The organism is Mesorhizobium sp. BR1-1-6 (assembly GCF_020165355.1).
In the GTDB taxonomy this organism is placed as follows: domain Bacteria; phylum Pseudomonadota; class Alphaproteobacteria; order Rhizobiales; family Rhizobiaceae; genus Mesorhizobium.
The window spans coordinates 303,320-325,289 of record NZ_JAIUHZ010000002.1 but is presented as its reverse complement, the minus strand read 5'-3'; the positions used below and the strand labels follow the sequence as shown (position 1 = coordinate 325,289).

Annotated in this window: 23 protein-coding genes; 13 read left to right on the top strand and 10 right to left on the bottom strand. The window is 63.5% G+C overall.

Annotation, left to right across the window (positions count from 1 at the left end):
- Positions 1–106 precede the first annotated feature (106 nt).
- Positions 107–1,129, top strand: coding sequence for a glycosyltransferase family 4 protein (locus tag LB545_RS06795; protein WP_140649725.1), 1,023 nt, complete (start codon positions 107–109; stop codon positions 1,127–1,129).
- Between the two features lie 13 nt (positions 1,130–1,142).
- Here LB545_RS06795 and LB545_RS06790 read toward each other — a convergent pair whose 3' ends face one another.
- From LB545_RS06790 to LB545_RS06780, 3 genes are all read right to left on the bottom strand, one after another.
- Entirely contained in the window at positions 1,143–1,502 is a 360-nt protein-coding gene (locus LB545_RS06790; protein ID WP_140567062.1) for a tRNA-binding protein, read from the bottom strand.
- Positions 1,503–1,518: 16 nt separating this feature from the next.
- Positions 1,519–2,019, bottom strand: a complete 501-nt coding sequence (locus tag LB545_RS06785) for a YbjN domain-containing protein (RefSeq protein WP_127855850.1) — start codon at positions 2,017–2,019, stop codon at positions 1,519–1,521.
- A gap of 316 nt (positions 2,020–2,335) precedes the next feature.
- Positions 2,336–2,638 carry an accessory factor UbiK family protein gene (locus tag LB545_RS06780; protein ID WP_140516880.1) on the bottom strand — a complete coding sequence of 101 codons (303 nt, stop codon included), beginning with the start codon at positions 2,636–2,638 and terminating at the stop codon, positions 2,336–2,338.
- A 214-nt stretch (positions 2,639–2,852) separates the two neighbouring features.
- Here LB545_RS06780 and LB545_RS06775 point away from each other — a divergent pair, with 214 nt between their 5' ends.
- The 7 genes from LB545_RS06775 (at position 2,853) to LB545_RS06745 (ending at position 9,329) form a co-directional block, all read left to right on the top strand.
- Positions 2,853–3,092, top strand: a complete 240-nt coding sequence (locus tag LB545_RS06775) for a BrnA antitoxin family protein (protein ID WP_140649723.1) — start codon at positions 2,853–2,855, stop codon at positions 3,090–3,092.
- A 131-nt stretch (positions 3,093–3,223) separates the two neighbouring features.
- A complete protein-coding gene (gene lgt, locus LB545_RS06770; protein ID WP_140649721.1) occupies positions 3,224–4,084 on the top strand; it encodes a prolipoprotein diacylglyceryl transferase in 861 nt (286 codons plus the stop codon).
- The gene (locus LB545_RS06765) at positions 4,081–5,178 is read left to right on the top strand and encodes a class I SAM-dependent methyltransferase (RefSeq protein ID WP_140496013.1); all 1,098 of its coding nucleotides are present in this window, start codon (positions 4,081–4,083) and stop codon (positions 5,176–5,178) included. The genes lgt and LB545_RS06765 overlap by 4 nt, the downstream gene beginning before the upstream one ends.
- A 357-nt stretch (positions 5,179–5,535) precedes the next feature.
- Positions 5,536–6,330, top strand: a complete 795-nt coding sequence (gene pgeF / locus LB545_RS06760) for a peptidoglycan editing factor PgeF (RefSeq protein ID WP_140496014.1) — start codon at positions 5,536–5,538, stop codon at positions 6,328–6,330.
- A complete protein-coding gene (locus tag LB545_RS06755; RefSeq protein WP_140516886.1) occupies positions 6,330–7,481 on the top strand; it encodes a M24 family metallopeptidase in 1,152 nt (383 codons plus the stop codon). The genes pgeF and LB545_RS06755 overlap by 1 nt, the downstream gene beginning before the upstream one ends.
- Positions 7,482–7,524: 43 nt before the next feature.
- Positions 7,525–8,154 carry a hypothetical protein gene (locus LB545_RS06750; protein ID WP_140631828.1) on the top strand — a complete coding sequence of 210 codons (630 nt, stop codon included), beginning with the start codon at positions 7,525–7,527 and terminating at the stop codon, positions 8,152–8,154.
- A gap of 239 nt (positions 8,155–8,393) precedes the next feature.
- The gene (locus tag LB545_RS06745) at positions 8,394–9,329 is read left to right on the top strand and encodes a ribose-phosphate pyrophosphokinase (RefSeq protein ID WP_019860650.1); all 936 of its coding nucleotides are present in this window, start codon (positions 8,394–8,396) and stop codon (positions 9,327–9,329) included.
- A 116-nt stretch (positions 9,330–9,445) separates the two neighbouring features.
- Here the strand turns inward: LB545_RS06745 and LB545_RS06740 are convergent, their stop codons facing one another.
- On the bottom strand, positions 9,446–10,315 hold the full coding sequence (locus LB545_RS06740; protein ID WP_140556082.1) for an AraC family transcriptional regulator: 870 nt from the start codon (positions 10,313–10,315) through the stop codon (positions 9,446–9,448).
- Between the two features lie 150 nt (positions 10,316–10,465).
- Between LB545_RS06740 and LB545_RS06735 the strand changes: the two genes are divergently transcribed.
- Positions 10,466–11,689: an MFS transporter gene (locus tag LB545_RS06735; RefSeq protein ID WP_140666080.1), complete on the top strand. Its 1,224-nt coding sequence runs from the start codon at positions 10,466–10,468 to the stop codon at positions 11,687–11,689.
- A gap of 40 nt (positions 11,690–11,729) precedes the next feature.
- Here LB545_RS06735 and LB545_RS06730 read toward each other — a convergent pair whose 3' ends face one another.
- The 5 genes from LB545_RS06730 to msuE are packed head-to-tail and all read right to left on the bottom strand — an operon-like array spanning position 11,730 to position 16,375.
- Positions 11,730–12,488, bottom strand: a complete 759-nt coding sequence (locus LB545_RS06730; RefSeq protein WP_140556083.1) for an ABC transporter ATP-binding protein — start codon at positions 12,486–12,488, stop codon at positions 11,730–11,732.
- 17 nt (positions 12,489–12,505) lie between these two features.
- Complete coding sequence (locus LB545_RS06725; protein WP_140496021.1) at positions 12,506–13,504, bottom strand: ABC transporter substrate-binding protein; 999 nt, start codon at positions 13,502–13,504, stop codon at positions 12,506–12,508.
- A 47-nt stretch (positions 13,505–13,551) separates the two neighbouring features.
- On the bottom strand, positions 13,552–14,400 hold the full coding sequence (locus tag LB545_RS06720; protein ID WP_140496422.1) for an ABC transporter permease: 849 nt from the start codon (positions 14,398–14,400) through the stop codon (positions 13,552–13,554).
- Between the two features lie 24 nt (positions 14,401–14,424).
- Positions 14,425–15,783 (bottom strand): LLM class flavin-dependent oxidoreductase, encoded by a 1,359-nt coding sequence (locus LB545_RS06715; protein ID WP_140524905.1) that lies wholly within the window; start codon positions 15,781–15,783, stop codon positions 14,425–14,427.
- Positions 15,784–15,817: 34 nt separating this feature from the next.
- Positions 15,818–16,375 carry an FMN reductase gene (gene msuE / locus LB545_RS06710; RefSeq protein WP_140556085.1) on the bottom strand — a complete coding sequence of 186 codons (558 nt, stop codon included), beginning with the start codon at positions 16,373–16,375 and terminating at the stop codon, positions 15,818–15,820.
- Between the two features lie 97 nt (positions 16,376–16,472).
- Here msuE and LB545_RS06705 point away from each other — a divergent pair, with 97 nt between their 5' ends.
- Entirely contained in the window at positions 16,473–16,619 is a 147-nt protein-coding gene (locus tag LB545_RS06705) for a hypothetical protein (RefSeq protein ID WP_181168390.1), read from the top strand.
- Between the two features lie 184 nt (positions 16,620–16,803).
- On the opposite strand, the gene LB545_RS06700 is transcribed toward LB545_RS06705, so the two are convergent.
- Positions 16,804–18,774: a putative bifunctional diguanylate cyclase/phosphodiesterase gene (locus LB545_RS06700; protein WP_140556205.1), complete on the bottom strand. Its 1,971-nt coding sequence runs from the start codon at positions 18,772–18,774 to the stop codon at positions 16,804–16,806.
- A 321-nt stretch (positions 18,775–19,095) separates the two neighbouring features.
- On the opposite strand from LB545_RS06700, the gene LB545_RS06695 reads away from it, so the two are divergent.
- From LB545_RS06695 to pth, 3 genes are all read left to right on the top strand, one after another.
- A complete protein-coding gene (locus LB545_RS06695) occupies positions 19,096–20,127 on the top strand; it encodes a class I SAM-dependent methyltransferase (protein WP_140556087.1) in 1,032 nt (343 codons plus the stop codon).
- Between the two features lie 378 nt (positions 20,128–20,505).
- Complete coding sequence (locus LB545_RS06690) at positions 20,506–21,144, top strand: 50S ribosomal protein L25/general stress protein Ctc (protein WP_140556088.1); 639 nt, start codon at positions 20,506–20,508, stop codon at positions 21,142–21,144.
- A 23-nt stretch (positions 21,145–21,167) separates the two neighbouring features.
- Entirely contained in the window at positions 21,168–21,881 is a 714-nt protein-coding gene (pth, locus tag LB545_RS06685) for an aminoacyl-tRNA hydrolase (RefSeq protein WP_140556090.1), read from the top strand.
- Positions 21,882–21,970: the final 89 nt, after the last annotated feature.

Genomic DNA, 21,970 nt, shown 5'->3' with positions numbered 1-21,970 from the left:
ATCCCGTGCCCGCCCGGGTGCGCTGGAGCGAAGCGAGGGCCGCAGGCTGGTCGCCGTCCCGGCATCATACCGAGGCAACCGCCGACCTTTCGAGCAAAGGCCCGCCATGCGCATATTGATGGTCACCGACGCCTGGCGCCCGCAGGTCAATGGCGTCGTCCACACGCTGGAGCGGCTCACCGAGACGCTGAAATCGTTCGACGTCGCGGTGGATTTCCTGACACCCAACATCTTTCACACTTTGCCCTTGCCGACCTATCCCGATATCCGCCTGGCGCTGACCACGCCAGGTCATGTCGCGCGCCTGATCGAGGCCTACAAGGCAGACCACATCCACATCGTCACCGAAGGTCCGCTCGGCATCATGGCGCGGCGCTACTGCCGCAATGCCGGCCGGCCGTTTACGACCAGCTACCACACACGCTTTCCTGAATATCTCAGCGCCCGGCTGCCGGTGCCGGAAAGCTGGGCCTATCGCTGGCTGCGCGATTTCCACAATTCCGGCCAAGGCACGCTGGTCGCGACGCAGTCGCTGGCGGATGATCTTGCAGCGCGCGGTTTCAACAAGCTGAGGCCATGGACGCGCGGCGTCGACACCGATCATTTCCGGCCCGACAAGAGGAAGGATCTCGGCTTCCCCGGCCCGTTGTTCCTCTGTGTCGGCCGCGTCGCCATCGAGAAGAACCTCTCCGCCTTCCTCGATCTCGACCTGCCCGGCAGCAAGGTGATTGTCGGCGAGGGCCCGGAACTGGCGAAGCTCAAGGCGCGCTACCCCGCCGCGCATTTCCTTGGCCACCGCCCCAACGATGAACTGGCCGAAATCTACGCCTCGGCCGACGTTTTCGTCTTTCCGAGCCGCACCGACACCTTCGGCAACGTCATCATCGAAGCGCTGGCCAGCGGCACGCCGGTCGCCGCCTTTCCGGTCACGGGACCGATCGACATCGTCGGCGACGGCTTCGGCGGCGCGGTCTCCAACGACCTGCGCGCGGCATCGCTCGCCGCCCTCGATGTCGACCGCGCCCAGGCGCGAGAACGCGCTATGCGCTACAGCTGGAAAGCCTGCGCGGAAATGTTTCTCGATACGGTCCAGGAGGCGCTGGGCACGACGCGGAAACTGGCGGCCTGACGCTACCTCTCGGCTAAAACAGCCGCCCGCCGTCCGGCACCTTGCGCTCGATGGCGCCGAGCACCACGGCGCCCTCTTCGTCGGGAAAGCCGAGCGTCAGCACTTCCGACATGAACGGCCCGATCTGGCGCGGCGGAAAATTGACCACCGCGAACACCTGCCGGCCGATCAGCGTCTCGGGCGTATAATATTTGGTGATCTGCGCCGACGATTTCTTCACCCCGATCTCGGGCCCGAAATCGATCTTGAGCTTGAACGCCGGCTTGCGTGCCTGCGGAAACGGTTCGGCCTCGAGGATCGTGCCGGCGCGGATGTCGACACGATCGAAATCGGCGAAACTGATCTCGGGCTTGCGCTCGCTGCTTGAACTCATGTCGAAAACATCTTGGTCAGGCGTTGCCGAAAGTCTCGAACAGCACCCCCGCCAGCGCGTCCTTGGCCGATGTGCCGGACCAGACGACGAACTGGAACGCCTGGAAGTAGCATTCGCAGGCCTCCAGCGCCGACGACAGCAGCACCTCGACCTGCTGGCTCGATGGCTCGACCCCGCCCGCCAGAAGCAGCGACTGGCGGAACATGATAGCGCCTTCCTGCTCCCACAGGTCGAAATGGCCGAACAGCATCTGTTCGTTGATCAGCGACAACAGCCGCATCACTTCCAGCGCGCGGGCCTCCGGCACCTTGATGTCGAAGGCGCAGGCCAGATGCAGCGCCTCGAAATCCTCCATCCAGGAGAAGGAGACGTGATAATCGGTCCAGCTTCCGGCGACCGAGATCGAGATTTCGTCGTCGCCGGCCCGTTCGAAGGACCAATCATTGTTGTGGGCCACCTGCTCAATGACATCCACCGGATGGATTTCGCGGGAGAATTCGAGTTCGAGAAGTTCCATGGAATGCTTCCTGTGTTCAGGGGAGCGCCACACGCTCCGCGGGGCACACACGACGAACAATCTGATCTAGAACTCGGACGGCCAGGACTTCTCGACGCAAAGACCCCAGACCGGACCCCACCGCCCGGCGCATGACCCTGCTCCGAATCATGCAACAAATTCAGTCTATTGATCGGGAGTCGCGTGAACAGCCCAATTTTTCGCGCTGCGTCATTCGCATGTGGAAAGGCGCTGTCACACAGAGTCACGCAATGCCGGTAAGCGATTCACGGCAAAGCGCTTTTCAGGCTGGTGCTTTGTGGAAAAGTTTAACGAATTATTTTTTCGGCCTGGGCTTTGCGGAAGCCGCAGGTGTGGCCTGCCCGGTCAGTTCGGCAAGCCTGGCCTCAAGCGCCTCGATGCGGTCGACAAGGCGAGCATTCTCTTCCCTGGCCTTGGCGGCCATCTCGCGCGCGGCCTCGAACTCCTCGCGCTGCACCACGTCCATCGAATTCAGGATGCGTTCGGCCTGTCCCTTGAAGGCGGTCTCCACCTCGCGCCGCACGCCCTGCGCGGCGCCCGCGGCATCGGTCATCAGCTTGGCGAATTCGTCGAGAATGCGGTTCGGTCCGGTCGACATGGCAAATCCTCGGTTGCTGAAATTGAGTTAGTAGTGCCGCGCGCCGAATGCAAGAACGTTGAGGGTTGCCGTTCCATCTGCGTTGCTGTGGCGCATGGCGGTGCCATTCCTGTAAGAAGCTCCCGAACGGCGCCAGAGCTGTACTTGAGGGCGCAAGCTCGCCTATTGTGTTCTCGTCTCGTATTGCCTCAAGCACACTTCAGTCAGGTCACCAATGGCAACCCCTCCGCGCCGACCGACCAATCCGATGGCAGCCGCCGAAGCTGCCTTCAAACCGGTGAAGAAGCCGGCACCGCCAATTCGCGAAGCTTCGGCCGCGCCGAACGTCCGCGAGCTTGTTTCGATCCGGATCGACCGGGCCGTGCTCGATCATTTCCAGGAAGATGGCCCCGGCTGGCATGACAGGATCAACGACGCGTTGCGGCAGTTGGTGGCCGCCAAGCCAAGGGATTGAGCTCACCGCCCGCACGGCGCGATGGGCCTGCAAGCGGTGATCCGATCCGATCTTTGAGGCCGACCACCTTGCCTTGACCCCGCCAAAACCCTGCCGCATGGTCCGCGCCAAACGCAACCGAGAGCTCCCCGTTGAACGAATATTTCCTGCTGCCGCTGGCCTCGTTGCCCTTTCCCAACATCGACCCGGTGCTGATTCAGATCGGGCCGCTGGGGGTGCACTGGTACGGCGTCGGCTACATCGTCGGCATCCTGTTCGCCTGGTGGTACGCCAAGCGGCTCGCCGCCAATCCGAAACTCTGGCCCGACGGCATCCTGCCGATGAAGCCGGAGGACCTCGATGATTTCATCATCTGGGCGGCCATCGGCGTCGTGCTGGGCGGGCGCACCGGCTACGTGCTGTTCTATGACCTGCCGCGCTATATCGCGCACCCGCTCGACATCTTCGCCGTCTGGCAGGGCGGCATGTCGTTCCATGGCGGCCTGCTCGGCGTCATCCTCGCCATGACGCTGTTTTCGATCAAGCGCGGCATCCGCACCTGGTCGCTGTTCGACGTCGTGGCCGCTGGCGTGCCGGTCGGTCTTGGCCTCGTGCGCGTCGCCAACTTCATCAACTCCGAGCTCTGGGGCCGGCCAACCGACGTGCCATGGGCGATCGAGTTTCCCAATGGCGGGCCGTTTACCCGCCATCCGAGCCAGCTTTACGAGGCCCTGCTTGAAGGCCTGGTGCTCTTTCTCGTGCTGCGCTTCCTCACCCATTCGCGCCTCAAGCTGAAGACGCCGCGCTTCGTCGGCGGCGCCTTCATCTGCGGCTATGGCCTGTCGCGCATAGCAGTCGAATTCTTCCGCGAGCCCGACCAGCAGCTCGGCTATCTCCTTGGCACCAACTGGCTCACCATGGGCATGATCCTGTCCTCGCCGATGGTGCTGGCCGGCATTTGGGCGATGACGACAGCCAAGCCGGTGCCACAGTCACGGCCGCAGGCGACATGACGCGGCTGAAGGCACGCATCGTCGATCTGATCGAGGCGACGGGGCCGATCCCCGTCAACGAATACATGGCATTGTGCCTGTTCGATCCCGAGGCGGGCTACTACACCACGCGCGAACCGTTCGGCGCCGCCGGCGATTTTATCACCGCGCCGGAGATCAGCCAGATGTTCGGCGAGCTCGTCGCCGTCTGGCTCTACCAGGCCTGGCTGGCGGTCGGCCGGCCGACGCCGGTCACCATCGCCGAGATCGGCCCCGGCCGCGGCACGCTGATGAAGGACATGCTTCGCACCCTGTCACGGCTCGAACCGGCACTGGCCAACGACGCTGCCTTCGCCATGATTGAGACCAGCCCTCGCCTGACCGAGGTGCAGAAACAGACGCTCGGCGCCACACCGTTCTCGATTCGCTGGCACGAGACCATCGACACGCTGCCGCCACAGCCGCTTTTCATCGTCGGCAACGAATTGTTCGACGCCATCCCCATCCGCCAGTTCGTCCGCACCGGCACCGGCTGGCGCGAGCGCGTGATCGGCCTCGACGGCGCTGACAATCTTTGCTTCTTCGCCGGCGCCGGCTCGCTCGACCCGACGCTGCTGCCCGCCGATGCCGGCGAGGCGCCGCAAGGCGCGATCGTCGAAGTGGCGCCGGCGCGCAGCGCCCTGATGGCGACCATCGCCGAGCGCATAGCCGCTCATGGCGGCTCCGGCTTGTTTGTCGACTATGGCCATCTGCGGCCGGGTGTCGGCGACACGTTGCAGGCCCTGCGCCGTCATGATCACGAAGATGTGCTGGCCAATCCCGGCGAAGCCGACCTCACCTCCCATGTCGATTTCGCCGCCCTTGCCGGGGTGGTGCGCGCGCATGGTCTGGACGCCCATCTATCGACGCAGGGCGATTTCCTGCTCGGCCTGGGCATTCTGGAGCGCGCCGGCCGGCTTGGCGCCGATGCCAGCCAGGCGGCACGCGACAAGATCGCTGGCGATGTCGAACGCCTCGCCGGGCCGCAGGCCATGGGCGACCTGTTCAAGGTGCTTGCCATAGTGCCGCGCGGCGTTGCCGTTCGCCCCTTTGCCCAGGCTCCGAGCTCGGATTGACAAGGCGTGACGACGGCCAGTCCGGTTGTGTCGGTAGCTTTTCATGGCCGGCAACTTCTCATGATAGGAATTTTTTCTTGACAGGGTGAAGGCAACTATGGTAGATACTTGGTTATGGTGCTGAGTTGCGCCAGGGACCCGCCGCACAGGCGGGTTTTTCCGTTCAATGCTCCCTCACCGCGCAGCGGCGAAGGAACCGTTACCCCGGATTCGTTGCGTTGCCCCTTCGCCACGCCGGATTGACTTTTCACCGTCACCCCTCCCAATCTCCCGTCCGGTAAAAGAGCGGCTTAACGCCGGCCGTCTCGCTTCGGACTTTTTCTTGACGAAACCGCCCACACGGACAACAACGCCCACATGCTGAATCAGACCAAACTGGATCCCGTGCGGTCGCCGCTGCTGGACCTGGCGCAGGCACAAGGCATCCGCCACGGTTATTTCACCCGCGTCGGCGGCGTCTCGACCGGCATCTATCAGGGCCTCAACATCGGCACCGGCTCGGATGACGACCAGGCGCTGGTCGCCGAGAACCGCCGCCGTGTCGCCGCCTGGATGGGCGTGCCGGCGGACCATCTCCTGACCGCCTGGCAAATCCATTCGCCTGATGTCGTCGTCGCCAGGGGACCCTTTGCAGGCGAGCGTCCCAAGGCCGACGCCATCGTCACCGACCGGCCGGGCATCGCCATCGGCGCCTCGACCGCCGATTGCGGCCCTGTGCTGTTCGCGGATGCCGCGGCGCGTATCATCGGCGCGGCGCATGCCGGCTGGAAAGGCGCCTTCACGGGGGTGCTCGAGAACACCATTGCCGCGATGGAAAGTCTCGGCGCCAGGCGTGAAAACATCGTCGCCGTGCTCGGCCCCTCGATCGGCCCGGAAAACTACGAGGTCGGGCCTGAATTCGTCGCCCGCTTCGTCGAGGCCGATGGCGAAAATGACAGATATTTCGCGCCTTCGGCGAATCCCGGTCATTCGATGTTCGACCTCAACCGCTACACGGTGGACCGGCTCGACAGGGCGGGTGTGACCGCGCAAGGTCTCGGCCGCTGCACCTATGCCGAGGAAGATCTGTTTTACTCCTACCGGCGCACGACGCACCGCAAGGAACCCGATTACGGCCGGCAGATATCGGCAATCGTTTTGGAGAGTGAATAATGGCGCTGCATTTTGAACGATCCGAATTCGACGCGCGCCGCGACCGGCTGGTGATCGAGATGGCCGAGAAGAAGCTCGACGCCATCCTGCTCTTCGCGCAGGAAAGCATGTATTGGCTGACCGGCTACGACACGTTCGGTTTCTGCTTCTTCCAGTGCCTGGTGGTGAAAGCCGACGGGTCCATGGTGTTGCTGACCCGCTCGGCCGACCTGCGTCAGGCGCGCCACACCTCAATCATCGACAACATCGTGCTGTGGACCGATCGCGATGGCGCCAATCCGGCCGTCGACCTGCGCAATCTGCTGAACGAGCTCGACCTGCTCGGCGCCCGCATCGGGGTCGAATACGACACTCATGGGCTGACCGCCTATAATGGCCGCCGCCTCGACGAGCAGCTGCAGACCTTCGGCCAGATCGCCGATGCATCCGGCATCGTCGGCCGGCTGCGCCTGTTCAAGAGCCCGGCCGAGATCGCCAAGGCCGAGAAGGCGGCGAACCTGGCCGACGACGCGCTGGATGCGGCCTTGCCGCTGATCAAGCAGGGCGGTGACGAGGCGCTGATCCTTGCCGCCATGCAAGGCGCGATCTTTGCCGGCGGCGGCGACTATCCGGCCAACGAATTCATCATCGGCTCCGGCGTCGACGCGCTGCTGTGCCGCTACAAGGCCGGCCGCCGCAAGCTCACCAAGAACGACCAGTTGACGCTCGAATGGGCGGGAGTCTTTCATCACTATCATGCGCCGATGATGCGCACGGTGCTGACCGGCAAGGCCTCGAAGCGTCACCAGGACTTGTTCGACGCGGCCCGTGCCGCGCTGCTGGCGGTCGAGAAGGCGATGACGCCGGGCAACAGTTTCGGCGACGTGTTCGACGCGCATGCCCGTGTCATGGAGGCACGTGGACTGACCAAGCATCGGCTGAATGCCTGCGGCTACTCGGTCGGCGCCCGCTTCACCCCGTCCTGGATGGACATGCCGATGTTCTACCAGGGCAATCCCGAGCCGATCGCGCCGAACATGACGTTGTTCGCCCACATGATCATCATGGATTCCGAAACCGAGACGGCGATGACGCTTGGCCGCACCTATCTCACGACCGAATCACAGCCGAAGCCGCTTTCCCGCCATGATCTCGACTTGATCGTACAGTGAATCCACGATGGGAGGCGTTCTTCGCCAAGGAGTTAGAAGGCAAATGAGACGATCGCAGCTGACGACCGTGTCATTGCTCGTGGTCCTGGCGCTCGCCGCCTGCACCAACGCAAAAGACGTCCTCGAACCCTCCGCCATCACCCCGCCCACGGCCGCGGCGCCGGCCACGCCGGCAACCCAGGGCAGCGCCGCCACCCCGGCGCCCGCTGGCCCTGCCACGACCACGGCGGGCGCTCCAGCAACGACCACGACGTCAGCCACGCCCGCACAGACCGCCGCAATCCTTGCCAGGACGCGCCTGCAGATCGCGCCGATCGTCGGCGCTTCGGTGGAAGCGGCGACGCCGCTGACGGCGGAGTTGCAGACGCGCGCTAGGCAGCGCGGCATCACGCTGGCCGGCAGCGCCGACCAGACCGCGACCCATGTGCTCAAAGGCTATTTCTCGGTGATCTCCGAAGGCAAGGACACCACCGTCATCTATGTGTGGGACGTCTACGATCCCTCGGGCAACCGCCTGCATCGCATCAACGGCCAGCAGAAGGCGGCTTCGGCCAATTCCGGCGCCAGCGGGGGCGGCGACAGTTGGAAAGCGGTGGCGCCAGCCACCATGCAGGCGATCGCCGACCAGACCATCGACCAGTTCGCGGCATGGCTCGGCGGCAAGGCGGGCTAGACCATCGGACCCGAATGGAAACGGTCGCGGGGAAATCCGATGCTCGAACAAGGGGAAGGAGCAGCGGCGCCGGGTCCGCTGCCCGGTGTTGCCCATACGCGATGGCGCGAACATTTCCCAGGATTAGCCGGCGGATTTCCAATCACGGTGCTTGCAATAGCCGCGCGGGCCGCTAAAAGCCCGGTTAAAGGGCGTAGGCGAGTCTGTTGGGGCTCTCCATCCTCCACCAGGAACGGTGCATGAAACTCTTCGCGGGCAATTCCAACAGGGTGCTGGCCGAGGCGGTCGCCCGCTATCTCAACATCCCGCTGGGCAAAGCCAGTGTCAGGCGCTTCGCCGACCAGGAAATCTTCGTCGAGATCCAGGAAAACGTGCGCGGCGAGGATGTCTTCATCCTGCAGTCGACTTCCTTTCCGACCAACGATCACCTGATGGAACTGCTCATCATGATCGACGCCTTCATGCGCTCGTCGGCCAAGCGCATCACGGCGGTGATCCCCTATTTCGGCTATGCCAGGCAGGACCGCCGCGCCTCCGGCCGCACGCCGATCTCGGCCAAGCTGGTCGCCAACATGATCACCCGCGCCGGGGTCGACCGCGTGCTCACGCTCGACCTCCACGCCGGCCAGATCCAGGGCTTCTTCGATATTCCGACCGACAATCTGTTCTCGGTGCCGGTCATGGCCCGCGATGTGAAAGCGAAATACAAGCAGCTCGGCAACGTCGTCGTGGTGTCGCCCGACATTGGCGGCGTGGTGCGTGCACGCGCGCTGGCCAAGCGCTTCGACGCACAGCTCGCCATCGTCGACAAACGCCGCGAGCGTCCCGGCGAATCGGAGGTCATGAACATCATCGGCGCGGTCGCCGGCAAGGACTGCCTGCTGATCGACGACATCGTCGATTCCGGCGGCACGCTGTGCAACGCCGCCGATGCGCTGCTGGCCAACGGCGCCACCAGCGTCACCGCCTATATCACTCATGGTGTGCTGTCGGGCGGCGCGGTCGCCCGCATCAGCGGCTCCAAGCTGCAGGAACTGGTGATCACCGACTCCATCCAGCCGACCCAGGGCGTGCTCGACGCCCCCAATATCCGCGTCATCTCGATCGCCGACCTGATGGGCGAAGCCATCTCGCGCACGGCAACCGAGGAATCGGTGTCGAGCCTGTTCGACTAATTGTCGATCCCGGCGGGCGCGTAGCGCAGCAAAACAGATTACAACGTGCAATCAGTGCTCCTGCAATGGACCTTAGACCGAGGGTTGCCGCATCAGCTTGATGCCATCGGCATGCCTCAAGCGGCGATCGGACCGCCTATGCGCCGCGGGTTTTCGCCGGCATCTCGCGCGCCGCGCATATAGCCGCGCGGCGAGGCACCCAGCATGCGCTTGAACATGGTGATGAAGGCCGGCACGCTGTCATAGCCGAGATCGAGCGCCACCCGGGTGATCGGCTCGCCATCGGCGAGCCTTGGCAGCGCCGCGAACAGGCATGCTTGCTGGCGCCATGTCGATAGCGACAGTCCGGTCTGGCGATGAAAGGCGCGCGTGAAGGAGCGTCGGCTCATGCCGGCGGCGTCCGCCCACTCGTCGATCGTCGCGCGCGGCGACGGTGCCGCCACGAAACGCCGGCACAGCGCCGCCAGCCTGGGATCGGAGGGGAACGGCAGGCCAAGCGGCCGCTCCGGCAAAGTCGGAATTTCGTGCAGCAGGAGATTCATGATCAGCCCGCCACGCCCTTCCAGCACGCCGCCTTGCGGCAGTTTTTCCGATTCCACGATCAGGCTGTGCATCAGGTCGGTGACGCCGACGACGCGCAAGCCTTCCGGCAGTCCGGGGATCGCTCCCGGCATGACATAGACCGAGCGCATCGAGACATCGCCCAGCATCTCGACGGAATGCTCGGTGCCCGCGGGAATCCACATGGCGTGATCGGGCGGCACCATCCAGCGCCCGTGCCGCGTCGTCACCAGCACGACACCGACCAGTGCATGCAGCAACTGGCTGCGGCTGTGGCGGTGCCGCGGCACATGGTAGCCGTCGGGATATTCGGTCGGTAACGCCACCGCCGGCCCGGCCACTTGCTCCAGCCATAGCCAGCGACGCTCGTGCAACTGCTCGAGGTCGGCACTACCAGCGTGAAAAATTTCCCTGCCGTGCGGCATAAGCTATGGCCCACTTGCGAAACTATTGGACCAAACCACGAAAGAAGTCGTCCCGCAAGCGGCCTATAAGCCATCCGTTCCCAAGGCGGCCGCAGGAGCGTCCGCCAGCTTGCCCGCGGGTATGCCCGCCAAAAAGACTACGGAGCTGCCTTGACCGATACGACAGCCGTCGCCCCTCCCGCGACCGCCAGCCATGCTTCAGCCCAGGCGACGGCCTTCACCGTCATCCTGGCGGTGAGTTTTTGCCATTGCATCAACGACATCATGCAGTCGCTGCTATCGGCCATCTATCCCCTGTTGAAGGAGAATTACGGCCTCGATTTCTGGCAGATCGGCCTTCTCACCTTCACCTTCCAGGTGACCGCGTCGCTGCTGCAGCCGGTGATCGGCATGATCACAGACAAGCGGCCAATGCCCTATTCCCTGCCCTACGGCATGGCCTCTTCGCTGATCGGCCTGATCGTGCTTGCCTATGCCGGCCACTACACGCTGCTCCTGATCGGCGCTTCGCTGATCGGCATCGGCTCGGCGATCTTCCATCCGGAATCCTCGCGCATCGCCCGCTTCGCCTCAGGCGGCCGCTTCGGCCTGGCGCAGTCGCTGTTCCAGGTCGGCGGCAATTTCGGCCAGTCCATGGGACCGCTGCTGGCGGCATTCATCGTCGTGCCTTTCGGCCAGACCAGCATTTCATGGTTCGCCGTCGGCTCGCTTATCGGCATCGTCGTGTTGTGGCAGGTCGGCGGGTGGTACAGCCGCTTGCGCGCCACACAGGCGAACCGCAAGACGTCCAGTTTCGTCTCGCCCTTCCCGCGCCGCAAGGTGATGGGCGCGCTGGCCGTGCTGACGCTGCTGGTGCTGACCAAGAACGCCTACATCGCCAGCCTCTCCAGCTACTACACCTTCTACGCCATCCATAAGTTCGGCGTCTCGGTGCAGATGTCGCAGGTCATGCTGTTCCTGTTCCTCGGCGCCTCGGCGCTGGGCATCCTGCTCGGCGGTCCCTTCGGCGACCGCTACGGACAGAAGGCGATGATCTGGTTTTCCATCGTCGGCGTGCTGCCCTTCACGCTGGCGCTGCCCTACGCCAACATGGAATGGACGATGGTGCTGACGGTGCTGATCGGCCTGATCCTGTCGTCGGCCTTCTCCAACATCGTCGTCTTCGCGCAGGAACTGGTGCCGGGCCGCGTCGGCATGATCGCCGGCATCTTCTTCGGCTTCGCCTTCGGCGTCGGCGGCATAGCGGCAGCCGTGCTCGGCATCGTGGCCGACATGAAGGGCATCGACTTCGTCTTCCAGATCTGCTCGTATTTGCCGTTCCTGGGCCTGTTGACGGTGTTCCTGCCCAATATGAAGGAAGCACGAAAGGCCTAGCCTGGGAAAGCGCCTCGACACGTGCGAGCGCGTCGAGGCCTCAGTGCAGGCCGAATTCGCGCAGCAACTCTTCACGGTGCCGCACGAAGCGGCTTTCGCTGCGGTCACGGGGACGCGGCAGGTCGACGGTGATCAGCCGCGCCGCGCCGCCTTTCTCCTTGGGCAGGATCAGCACTCTGTCGGCGAGATAGATCGCCTCCTCCAGGTCGTGGGTGACCATAACCATGGTGACGTTTTCCTCGCTCCAGATGCGCGCCAGTTCCTCCTGCATGGAGATCTTGGTCATGGCGTCGAGGGCGCCGAGCGGCTCGTCGAGCAGCAGGATTTCGGGCTGCACCGTCAGCGCCCGGGCGATGCCGACGCGTTGCGCCATGCCGCCCGAAAGCTGCCGCGGGTAAGCATCGCTGAACTCGGCAAGACCGACCAATGCTATGTAGAAGCGCGCCCTCTGCTCGGCCTGCGCCTTGGGCACGCCGCGAACTTCGAGGCCGAAGGCGACATTGCTAAGTACGCTCAGCCACGGCAGCAGGCGCGGTTCCTGGAAGATCACCGCCCGCTCCGCGCTGACGCCTTTTATTTGCTTGCCGTCGATCGCAACGGCGCCTTCATCGGCGATCTCTAAGCCGGCAAGGATGCGCAGCAATGTCGTCTTGCCCGATCCGCTGGCGCCGACAATGACCAGGCACTCGCCGGAGCGGATGTCGAGATTGAGCGAACGCAGCACGGCGAGCGAGCGCCCGCCGAGCGCAAAGGACTTCGACAGGTCGCGGATCGTGACCTCGCCGCGTGCTGTGGCCATGCTGGGTGCCTCCTTGCTCAATTGGTCTTGCTTTCGCCTGGCCGGTAGAGGATGTCGGCAGCCTTGAGTTTGCCTCTCGGCAGGCGACCGTCGCGCTCGAGCACGGCCACCCAGAAGTCGATGTCGCGGTCGGTCGCCACCGCCTTTTCGCGCAGGCCGAAGCCCGTCCAGTAGCGCGCCAGTTCGCCGTTCTCGCCGCGTTTGTCGAGGATTTCGGCCAGCACCTTGCGGGCCTCGTCGGGATTCTGCCGCGACCAGTCGGCCGCACGCGCGGACTGTTCGACGAAGTTCTTGGCGGCGTCGCGATTGGCGGCGATGAAATCCCGCCGCAGCACGATGAAGCCGCCCGCGATCTCGCCCAGCACGTCGGCGTCGTTGAACACGCCGCGCACACCGCCATTGGCCACCAGGGCACCGGCGAAAGTCGCCTGCCAGTAGCCGAGCCCGGCGACATCGACCTGATGCGAGCGCAACGTCTGCTCGAGTTGCGGCCCGGGCACCACGACGAGCTTGGCGGCGTCCGGCGGCAGGCCGACGCTGTGCAGCGCTTCACGCACCGCGTAGTCGAGATGGGCGCCGAGCGTGTTGACCGAGATCGTCTTGCCGGCGACGTCCGCGATCGACCTGATCGGGCTGTCCTCCAGCACATAGAAAACACTTTTGACCTGGCTGTTGATGCCGTTGCTCGGATAGGCGGCGACGAAGTCGTTGCCGCCGGCGATCGAGTTGATCACGGCCGGCGTGGCGGCCGAACCCAGGTCGACGCTGCCGGAGGCGAGCGCAAACAGCGATTCCGGGCCGCCGCCGGCATAGCCGACATTCTCGAGCTCGATGCCGAGGCCCTTGAAGTAGCCGAGTTGGTCGGCAAGCTCATGCGGCGAGATGCTGCCGCGGCTGGCGAGATAGCGTATCTTGACGGAAGCGGCCTGCGAGCGCGCGATCGATGGTAGCCCGACGGCGATGATGCCGGCGGCAAGAGGGGCGCGCAGAAGCAGCGAGCGGCGTGTGATGGTCATGATCCGGCCTTTCACTTTTCAAAAATGACGATGATGGGGGCGGCTGTTCAGCCGGCGGAACTGCTCCAGCGGCAAAGCCGCCGCTGCAGGCTGACCAGCACCTGGTTCGCGATCAGGCCGAGCGCGGCCAGGATGACGATCGACGCGAACATCAGCGGGATCTGGAAATTGTACTGCGCGTTCATCACCTGGAAGCCGATGCCTTTGTTGGCGCCGATCATTTCCGAGGCAATCAGCAGCAGCAGCGCGGTGGTCGCGCCGAGCCTCAACCCGACGAAGATCGAAGGCACGGCGCCCGGCAGCACGACGCGCCGGAATATGGTCAGCCGCCGGGCGCCGTAGACGCGCGCCATTTCGAGCAGCTTCGGATCGACCTCCTTGACGCCGCTGATCGTGTTGAGCAGCAGTGGAAACAGCGTTGCCCAGAAGATGACGAACACTTTGGAGGCTTCGCCTAGCCCCAGAAGCAGGATGAAGACGGGATAGAGCGCCAGGGCCGAGGTCTGCCGGAACAGTTGCAGGATCGGATCGAGCGCCGTCTCGACGCTGCGGGTCTGACCCATGACGAGGCCGAGCGGGATGGCGACCGTAGCCGCCGCGGCGAAGGCGAGGCCGGCGCGCTGCAGGCTGATGGCGATGTCGCCGAGCAGGCTGCCCCCGGCGAGGCCCTTCCAGAGCGCTACGACGATCATGTCGATCGGCGGCAACACCGCGGCATTGACCCAGCCGCCGCTCGCCGCCGCCTGCCAAAGCGCCAGGAACCCCAAAAGCACGCCATAGCGCGACAGCAGACGCGTGAGGGTTCGGCCAGCCAGGCTCAGAATATCGGCGCCGAGCCCGTTGCCGTTTTCATGCGCGCCGATGCCCGTCGGCCGTTCAATGTGCTGCAAAGTCATCGTCATGCCTTTCGCTTCAACGCATCATTCGGCGGCGAGCACGGTCGAACGGGCAACCGTCCAGGGGTTCTGCGGCCGCTTGAGGCCAAGATGCTCGCGCAGCGTCCTGCCCTCGTAAGCGGTACGAAACAGGCCGCGCCGCTGTAATTCGGGGACCACCAGGTCGACGAAATCGTCTAGCGCGCCGGGCAGCCATGGCGGCAGGATGTTGAACCCGTCGGCGGCTTCGTTGCTGAACCATTCCTCCAGCTGGTCGGCGACCTGAATGGCGCTGCCGATCACGGTGTAGTGGCCTCGTGCGGTCGCGACCCATTGATAGAGCTGGCGGATGGAGAAGTTGTGCTCGTCGGCGATCTGGCGGATCAGCGCCTGGCGGCTCTTCATGCCTTCGGTTTCGCGGCTCGGCGGCAGCGGTCCGTCGAGCGGATAGCCCCTGAGATCGAGCGTCTGCCCGGCAAGTCCGTTGAGCAGCGCGACGCCGTCCTCGGGCAGGATCAGGTCGTTCAATTGCTGATACTTGGCTCGCGCCTCTTCTTCGGTGCGGCCGACAAAGGGCGCCACGCCCGGCATGATCAGCACCTGTTCGGGATCGCGGCCGGCCGCCGCCACGCGGGCCTTGATGTCGCGATAGAATTCCTGCGCGGAGGCAAGGTTCTGATGCGCGGTGAAGATGACCTCGGCCGAGGCGGCCGCGAGCTTGCGCCCATCCTCGGACTGGCCCGCCTGCACGACCACGGGGTGGCCCTGCACCGGGCGGGGCACGTTGAGCGGCCCTTTGACACTGAAATGCTCACCCTTGTGGTCGATGTCGTGAAGCTTGTCCTTGTCGTAGAAGCGGCCCGTTTTCTTGTCGCGGATAAAGGCGTCGTCCTCCCAGCTGTCCCACAGCGCCTTGACCGTCTCGACATGCTCATGCGCTCGTGCGTAGCGCTCGGCATGGTTGGGCTGGATGTCGCGGTTGAAGTTGCGCGCCGTGTCGTCGCCCGCCGAGGTGACGACGTTCCAGCCTGCCCGGCCATTCGACAAGAGGTCGAGCGAGGCGAATTTACGGGCAAGCGTGTAGGGCTCCTCATAGGTGGTCGAGGCCGTGGCGATGAATCCGAGATGCGTCGTCAGCGGCGCCAGCGCCGCAAACAACGTCACCGGTTCGAAACCCGCGATCTTGGCGTTGCCGCCTTCGCGGGCGCCAAGCCCGACCGTCAGGTTGTCGGCGAGGAAATAGGCATCGAACAGGCCCCGTTCGGCGGTCAGCGCGAGCTGCTTGTGAAACTCGAAATTGGTCGCGCCGTCGGCCGGAGCGTCGGGATGGCGCCAGGCGGCGACATGCTGGCCGCCACCGGGTAGAAAGGCGCCGAGCTTGATCTGTCTTGATTTGATGGTCATGGCTGGGTCCCTTTGTTCGAAAACCATTTGGAGTTCAGGCGGCGAGGCCGACGCTGCGTGCCGTCCCGACGACGCGGGAAACCTCGGCAACCGCCTGCCGGGCGCGGGCATGGATGGCCTCCGACACCAGGACGCCGTCGGCGAAATCCTTGTCCGATGCGTAGATTGCGGTCGGCACGGTCAGCGCCTCGAAAAAACCGAACAGCGGCCGCAGCTGATGTTCGACGATCAGCGAGTGGCGTTCGCCGCCGCCCGTCGCGGCAAGGATGACCGGTTTCCCGCGCAACGACGACGGATCGAGCAGATCGAACAGATGCTTGAAGAGCCCGGTATAGCTGCCTTTGAAGGTCGGCGACCCCGCGACCAGCACGTCGGCGCCGACCAGTTGTTCGATGATGGCGCGGGCCGCAGGATCGAGATCGCCGAGGCGCCGAGCCGCCGGCAACGACGGACCGAGATTTTCAATGTCGTATATAGCCGAGGTCGCCCCGATGCGGTTCGCCGTCTCGCCGGCGATGTGGCTGATAAAGGCCTTGGTCTTCGATGGGCGGGTCAGGTTGCCGGATATTCCCACCACCAGCTTGTTCGTCATCGGGCTCTCCTCGCGGTCCTTATTCATTAAGACTACCGATTTTGTAGAATTAAATGAGCGAGAAGATTTCAAAACTGGCGGAATAGGGAGATTGAGTTTGCGCCGCAGCGCCCTTCAGTGGTTCGGCAGATGCGCGGTTCCGGCCAAGGGCGTCGCCATTCTCGGACGCCAGGCCGACGAGCGACAGATCCAGGTCGACCCGACCGCCGCCGCAAGCTGCCCGTCCACTGCAACGCTCGAATGAGACCCCGACCGGACGCTGGCCGAACTCGATGCCTGAACCGAGAGATCCAGCCGCTGTGCGCGGCGTTGACGAGCGATCGTTGGCCACACCCGCGCCTGGCAGCCGTTCCGACGGTGAATTGTGCGGGGCGAGGATCAAATCGACGACCCGCCGTGCGGGTCGGCGGGACCTGAGCCAAGACTGATCAGGCGGATTTCAGCACGGTGAATGGGCGCTTGACGGTCCGTTTAACCTGGAAACTCCCGGCCGGAGCGGGACGGCCGACATGAAAACCCTGGACCTTGTCGATGCCGAATTCGCGCATGAGAGCCATCTGCTCGTCCGTTTCCACCCCTTCGACCAGGATTTTGTGGCCGCGGTTTCGGACCAGGGCGACAATGTCCTGGAGCATTGCCTTGCCGTTCGGGGTGGCGCAGTCGTGAAGGAAGGAGCGGTCGATCTTCACCGTATCGAAATCGATCAGGCGAAGCCACGAGAGGCCAGCGAAGCCGGTGCCGAAATCATCAAGCCAGATCTTGATCCCCAGCAGCTTCAGGTCGCTGATGCAGCGAAGAATGTCCGAATGCATCTCCATCTCCAGCCCCTCGGTGATCTCGAAGGCCAGCCTGTTGCCGGTGACGCCGGTCTCGCCCAGGATGGTCGCGACCGACGCCGCGAAGCCGGGCGTCTTGAGCTGGATCGGAGAGACGTTGACGCTGACCACGCGCACATGATCGTGCGCCAGGAGCTCGGCGCAAACAGTCCTGATGGCCCAGCGCCCGAGTTCCAGGATGGCGCCGGTTCGCTCCGCTACGGGAATGAACAGGCTCGGCGGAACCGATGTGCCGTCCAGCATTTTGAGGCGCATCAGGGCCTCCACCGCTTCCACCCGGTCCGTCGCGACATCCTGGATAGGTTGATAAACGAGTGAAACGAGATCCTGGCCGATCGCGATCTTCAGCAAAGCCGCAATGTTCTCGCTCTCGTCGCTGCTCTGGGGATCGGTTGGGTCGAACAGCCGGGCACAGTTTCGACCGCCTGCCTTTGCGAGATAGAGTGCGCGATCGGCCTCGTGGATGATCTTCTCCAGCTTGGCACCGGTCTGCGTCCTGGTGAATGCAGCGCCAACGCTTACCGTCACAACCGAGATACCGTCGCGCCGCAATTCGTGGGTAAGCGCCAGGTTCTCGACGGTGCGGCAAATGGCTTCCGCGATATCTATGATCTGATCCTTGTTCTCCATGCGGGCCAGGACGATGAATTCTTCACCGCCGTAGCGGCCGATCGAGCCATTGTATTCCCTGATCATATCCCGGAGGGCATTGGCGACATGGATAAGGCAACGGTCGCCTTCCTGGTGGCCGTAGCAGTCATTGAACTTCTTGAAGAAGTCCACGTCGATGAGCATCGCCACGAAACTGGTACCGACCCTTTGCCACTCCCCCCAGTAGTCCCTGAGCTTTTCATCGATCGCCCGTCGATTCTCCAGACCCGTAAGCGGATCGGTCCGCGACAGCCGCAGCAGGGCCTTGCCGCGTTCGGTGGCTTCCTTGTGCTGGATTTTGGCTTCCAGCGCGTTCAGGAAGACGTTGTAACGCTCCTCGTTCAGCTTCCAGTTCACATAGGACGTGAATGTGAAACATGAAACGTAGAAGGCGCCAAATACCATCTTGTATGTTACCGTGGCGGGCACAAAGTAATTCACGGCATACAAGACACACATGATGATGGTTGATGTCACGATCGATAGATTGAAACTGAATGTGAAGAATAGATTTGCACTCATCATGAAGATGGTGCCGAATACCATATAGTAGGCGACGCTTTCCTTGTCCGCGCTCATAAAGGCCGGGAACAACCAGCCGATATAGCCGAAAATGATGGCCCCGGCGCAAGTCACGTCGAGCCATTCCGTGGCCACTCCCCGGCGAAGTTGCGCCTCCAGGATCAACAGCGCGGTCACGCCGACGGCGAAGCGCGCCATGATCGTATAGGCCGCCACGTCCGGGATCAGCAGCAGATCCGTTGCCGAAAACAGGAGATAGATGGCCACGGCGATCCAAAGCCCAGGCCGGGCTTCCAGTCTTCGCTTCGCCTGGGCTTCCCTTCGGTAAAGGACGCGGAGCTCGTCGGGCCCCGGCTCGTAGCGGGCTTCGTACGGCTCTACATGCGCCATGTCGGCCAGTCTGGATGACACGCGTTCGCTCTCGACAAATCCTGGTTGAAGGGGATTTTGCGTTCCAAGTTCTTTTTTGGCTTCTGCCCCCACGCGGGCCAACTCCTTGGACGCGACGGCGACTGCGCACCTCGCACGACAATGCAACGGCGCGAAACAAATTTCGGTTAATTCAGGCCGTGAATCCAATGCGGTGGGTTTTAACGCGCGAACATGGTTGGCGGGAAATTAAGCATACCGTTAAAATGCGTTCGGGACGACATTGGCAAATCGAGCATTGTACGCAATAAGTTAACTGACTGTTAACTATGGAGTGCTCGAGTGCAAAGTGTCTTTGATGGCAAAAGCCTGATTACTGCCGAGATGATTGCCGGCAGTTTTCCAAGAAAGCCCGAGCATCACGGCGAGGCGTTCGAAACCGCCCGCGCGGAACTCGCGCTCATTCTCCACGCGACACACCAGCAGGTCGAGGAAGAGAAAGACCCTGCCGAGATCGTTCGTCGCCTGCTGTCCTATCTCAACGCCCTGCGGGCCAAGGTTCACCCCGACGTTTGGCAGTCGTTGATCCCGGTGGCGCAGAACCATCCGATCCTTGACTACTTTCTCCAGGACCCGCTCACCCGGTGGTCATTCACCAAGCCCAGGGGCTATTCCGGCGACGCGCAGTTGCTTGACTACATCTATTGTGATCCGCACGTGGCCGAAAGCGTGGCGAGCGCCTCGGACACAGGGAAGGCACTCTACAGCCATACCAAGGACGTACCGTCCTGCGTGGCGGCGCGGGAACGGCGCGATCTCTTGACCCGGTATGTCGACGAGACGGCGGACAAGAGCGGACCGCAAGCCGAGGTCCTGGCGATCGCCGCCGGTCATTTGCGCGAGGCCAATCGTTCGACCGCCTTGGCTGAGGGCCGCCTCAAGCGTTGGGTTGCGCTCGATCAGGATCCCCAGAGCGTTGGATTGATCGCGCGAGACTTCCAGGGCACCGCGGTCGAGGCCGTCGACGGCTCGGTGCGGACCGTGCTCACCAGGGGCCACAAGCTGGGCAAGTTCGACCTCATCTACGCCTCCGGCCTTTACGACTACCTCCAGCACAACGTCGCCGTGAAACTCACGAAGACTTGCCTGCAGATGCTGAAGCCGAACGGCAGGTTCCTTTTTGCCAACTACGCCGAGGGCAATCCCGACGCCGGCTATAGGGAAACGTTCATGGACTGGGTGTTGCTGCTGCGCTCCGAGGCCGACATGTGGAACATCATCAATGCCAGCGTCGACCGCAACACCGTCGAGGCGCAGGTGTTCTTTGGCGAAAACCGCAACGTGCTGTATGGCGTCATCGAAAAGCGCGGATAGGGCAATTCCAGGAAAAATGTGCAGCGGTTTTCCCGGAGAAAGTGCGTAGCGCCTTCCCGGGCAATTGCCTAAGATAAAGAACTGGAGCGAGTCGGCGATCCTATCGACGCTGAACGCTCCAGTGACAACCTTGGACCGGCGCCAGCGTGAAGCCTCGAGCGCTTTCGGCCGGGCGAGGCGTCCCGTCCCGGACCATTGCCTTTGGATGACTGCCTTTGGCTTGCACCTCCGGCCGCCTTCCGCTATAGAGCCGCCACCCGCGTAGACACCCTTGGAGGCAACGCGGCGGAAGGCCGCCTCACCCGGCGGCTTTCGACGTTTACGGTCCAGGCCGATTGCCAACCGCAAACGCTCCAGAACAACGCGAAAGGAAGTGCCATGAGCCACGATACTTACGAGCTCAAGGCCGAAGCGCGCGAACAGGTCGGTAAGGGGTCCGCCCGTGCAGTTCGCCGCAACGGTAAAGTGCCTGCAGTAATTTACGGTGACAAGCAGCCTCCCCTGGCGATCGCTCTCACCTACAAGGACATCTACTACAAGATCCACGGCGGCGGGTTCCTGACCACGATCGCCACGATCGATGTCGACGGCAAGAAGATCCAGGTCCTGCCGAAGGACTTCCAGCTCGACCCGGTCAAGGATTTCCCTGTCCACGTCGACTTCCTGCGCATCGGCAAGGACACCGAGGTCAATGTCGACGTGCCTGTCCACTTCATCAACGAGGACAAGTCGCCCGGCATCAAGCGCGGCGGCGTGCTCAACATCGTGCGTCACGAGGTCGAGTTCCACTGCCCGGCCAATGCGATCCCGGAATTCATTACCGTCGATCTCACCGGCGCCGACATCGGCGATTCGATCCATATCTCGTCGGTCAAGCTGCCGGCCGGCGTCAAGCCCGTCATCTCCGACCGCGACTTCACCATCGCGACCGTCGCCGGTTCGTCGGCGATGAAGCCGGAGACGGAAGAGACGGTCGAGGCTGTACCTGAGGCGGCTCCCGCCGCCGAAGAGAAGTAACTTTTTCACGCCCGGAGCTGACGATGCCGCTTGTCTTTGCAGGCCTCGGCAATCCGGGCGCGAAATATGCCGCCAACCGGCACAATGTCGGCTTCATGGCGGTGGACGCGATCGCCCGCCGCCACTCCTTTTCGCCCTGGTCTAAGAAATTCCAGGGATCGATCGCCGAGGGCACGCTCGGCGGTGAAAAGATCATCCTGATCAAGCCGCAGACCTTCATGAACCTGTCCGGCCAGTCGGTCGGTGAAGCGCTGCGCTTCTACAAGCTCGGCCCCGGGGCGCTGACCGTCTTCTACGACGAGATCGACCTTGCCGAAGGTAAGCTGCGCATCAAGACCGGCGGCGGCGCCGGCGGCCACAACGGCATCCGCTCGATCGACGGCCATGTCGGCAACGCGTATCGGCGTGTGCGCATCGGTATCGGCCATCCCGGCGTCAAGGAGATGGTGCAGCATCATGTACTCGGCGATTTCGGCAAGACCGACCGCGACTGGCTGGACCCGCTGCTCGACGCGGTCGCCGACAACGCGGCGATGATCGTCAAGGGCGACGAATCCGGCTTCATGAACAAGGCCGCCCTCGCCGTTCAGGGCAACGCCGGCGTGGAACCGGAAAAGCCGGCGCCCAAGCAGCAAAGCCACATCCGACAGGCACGGCCGCAACAGGCGCCCGCCAAGCTGCCGGAGAGCGGCCCGATGGCCGCCATGCTGAAGAAGCTGTTCGGCAACAAGGACTGAGCTCGGGTCCATACGGCGTTACAGGGCTTGACGTTCATCACCCCTATCGCCCATAGCCCTCACCAAATCTCAAATTCCCGATAGGACCG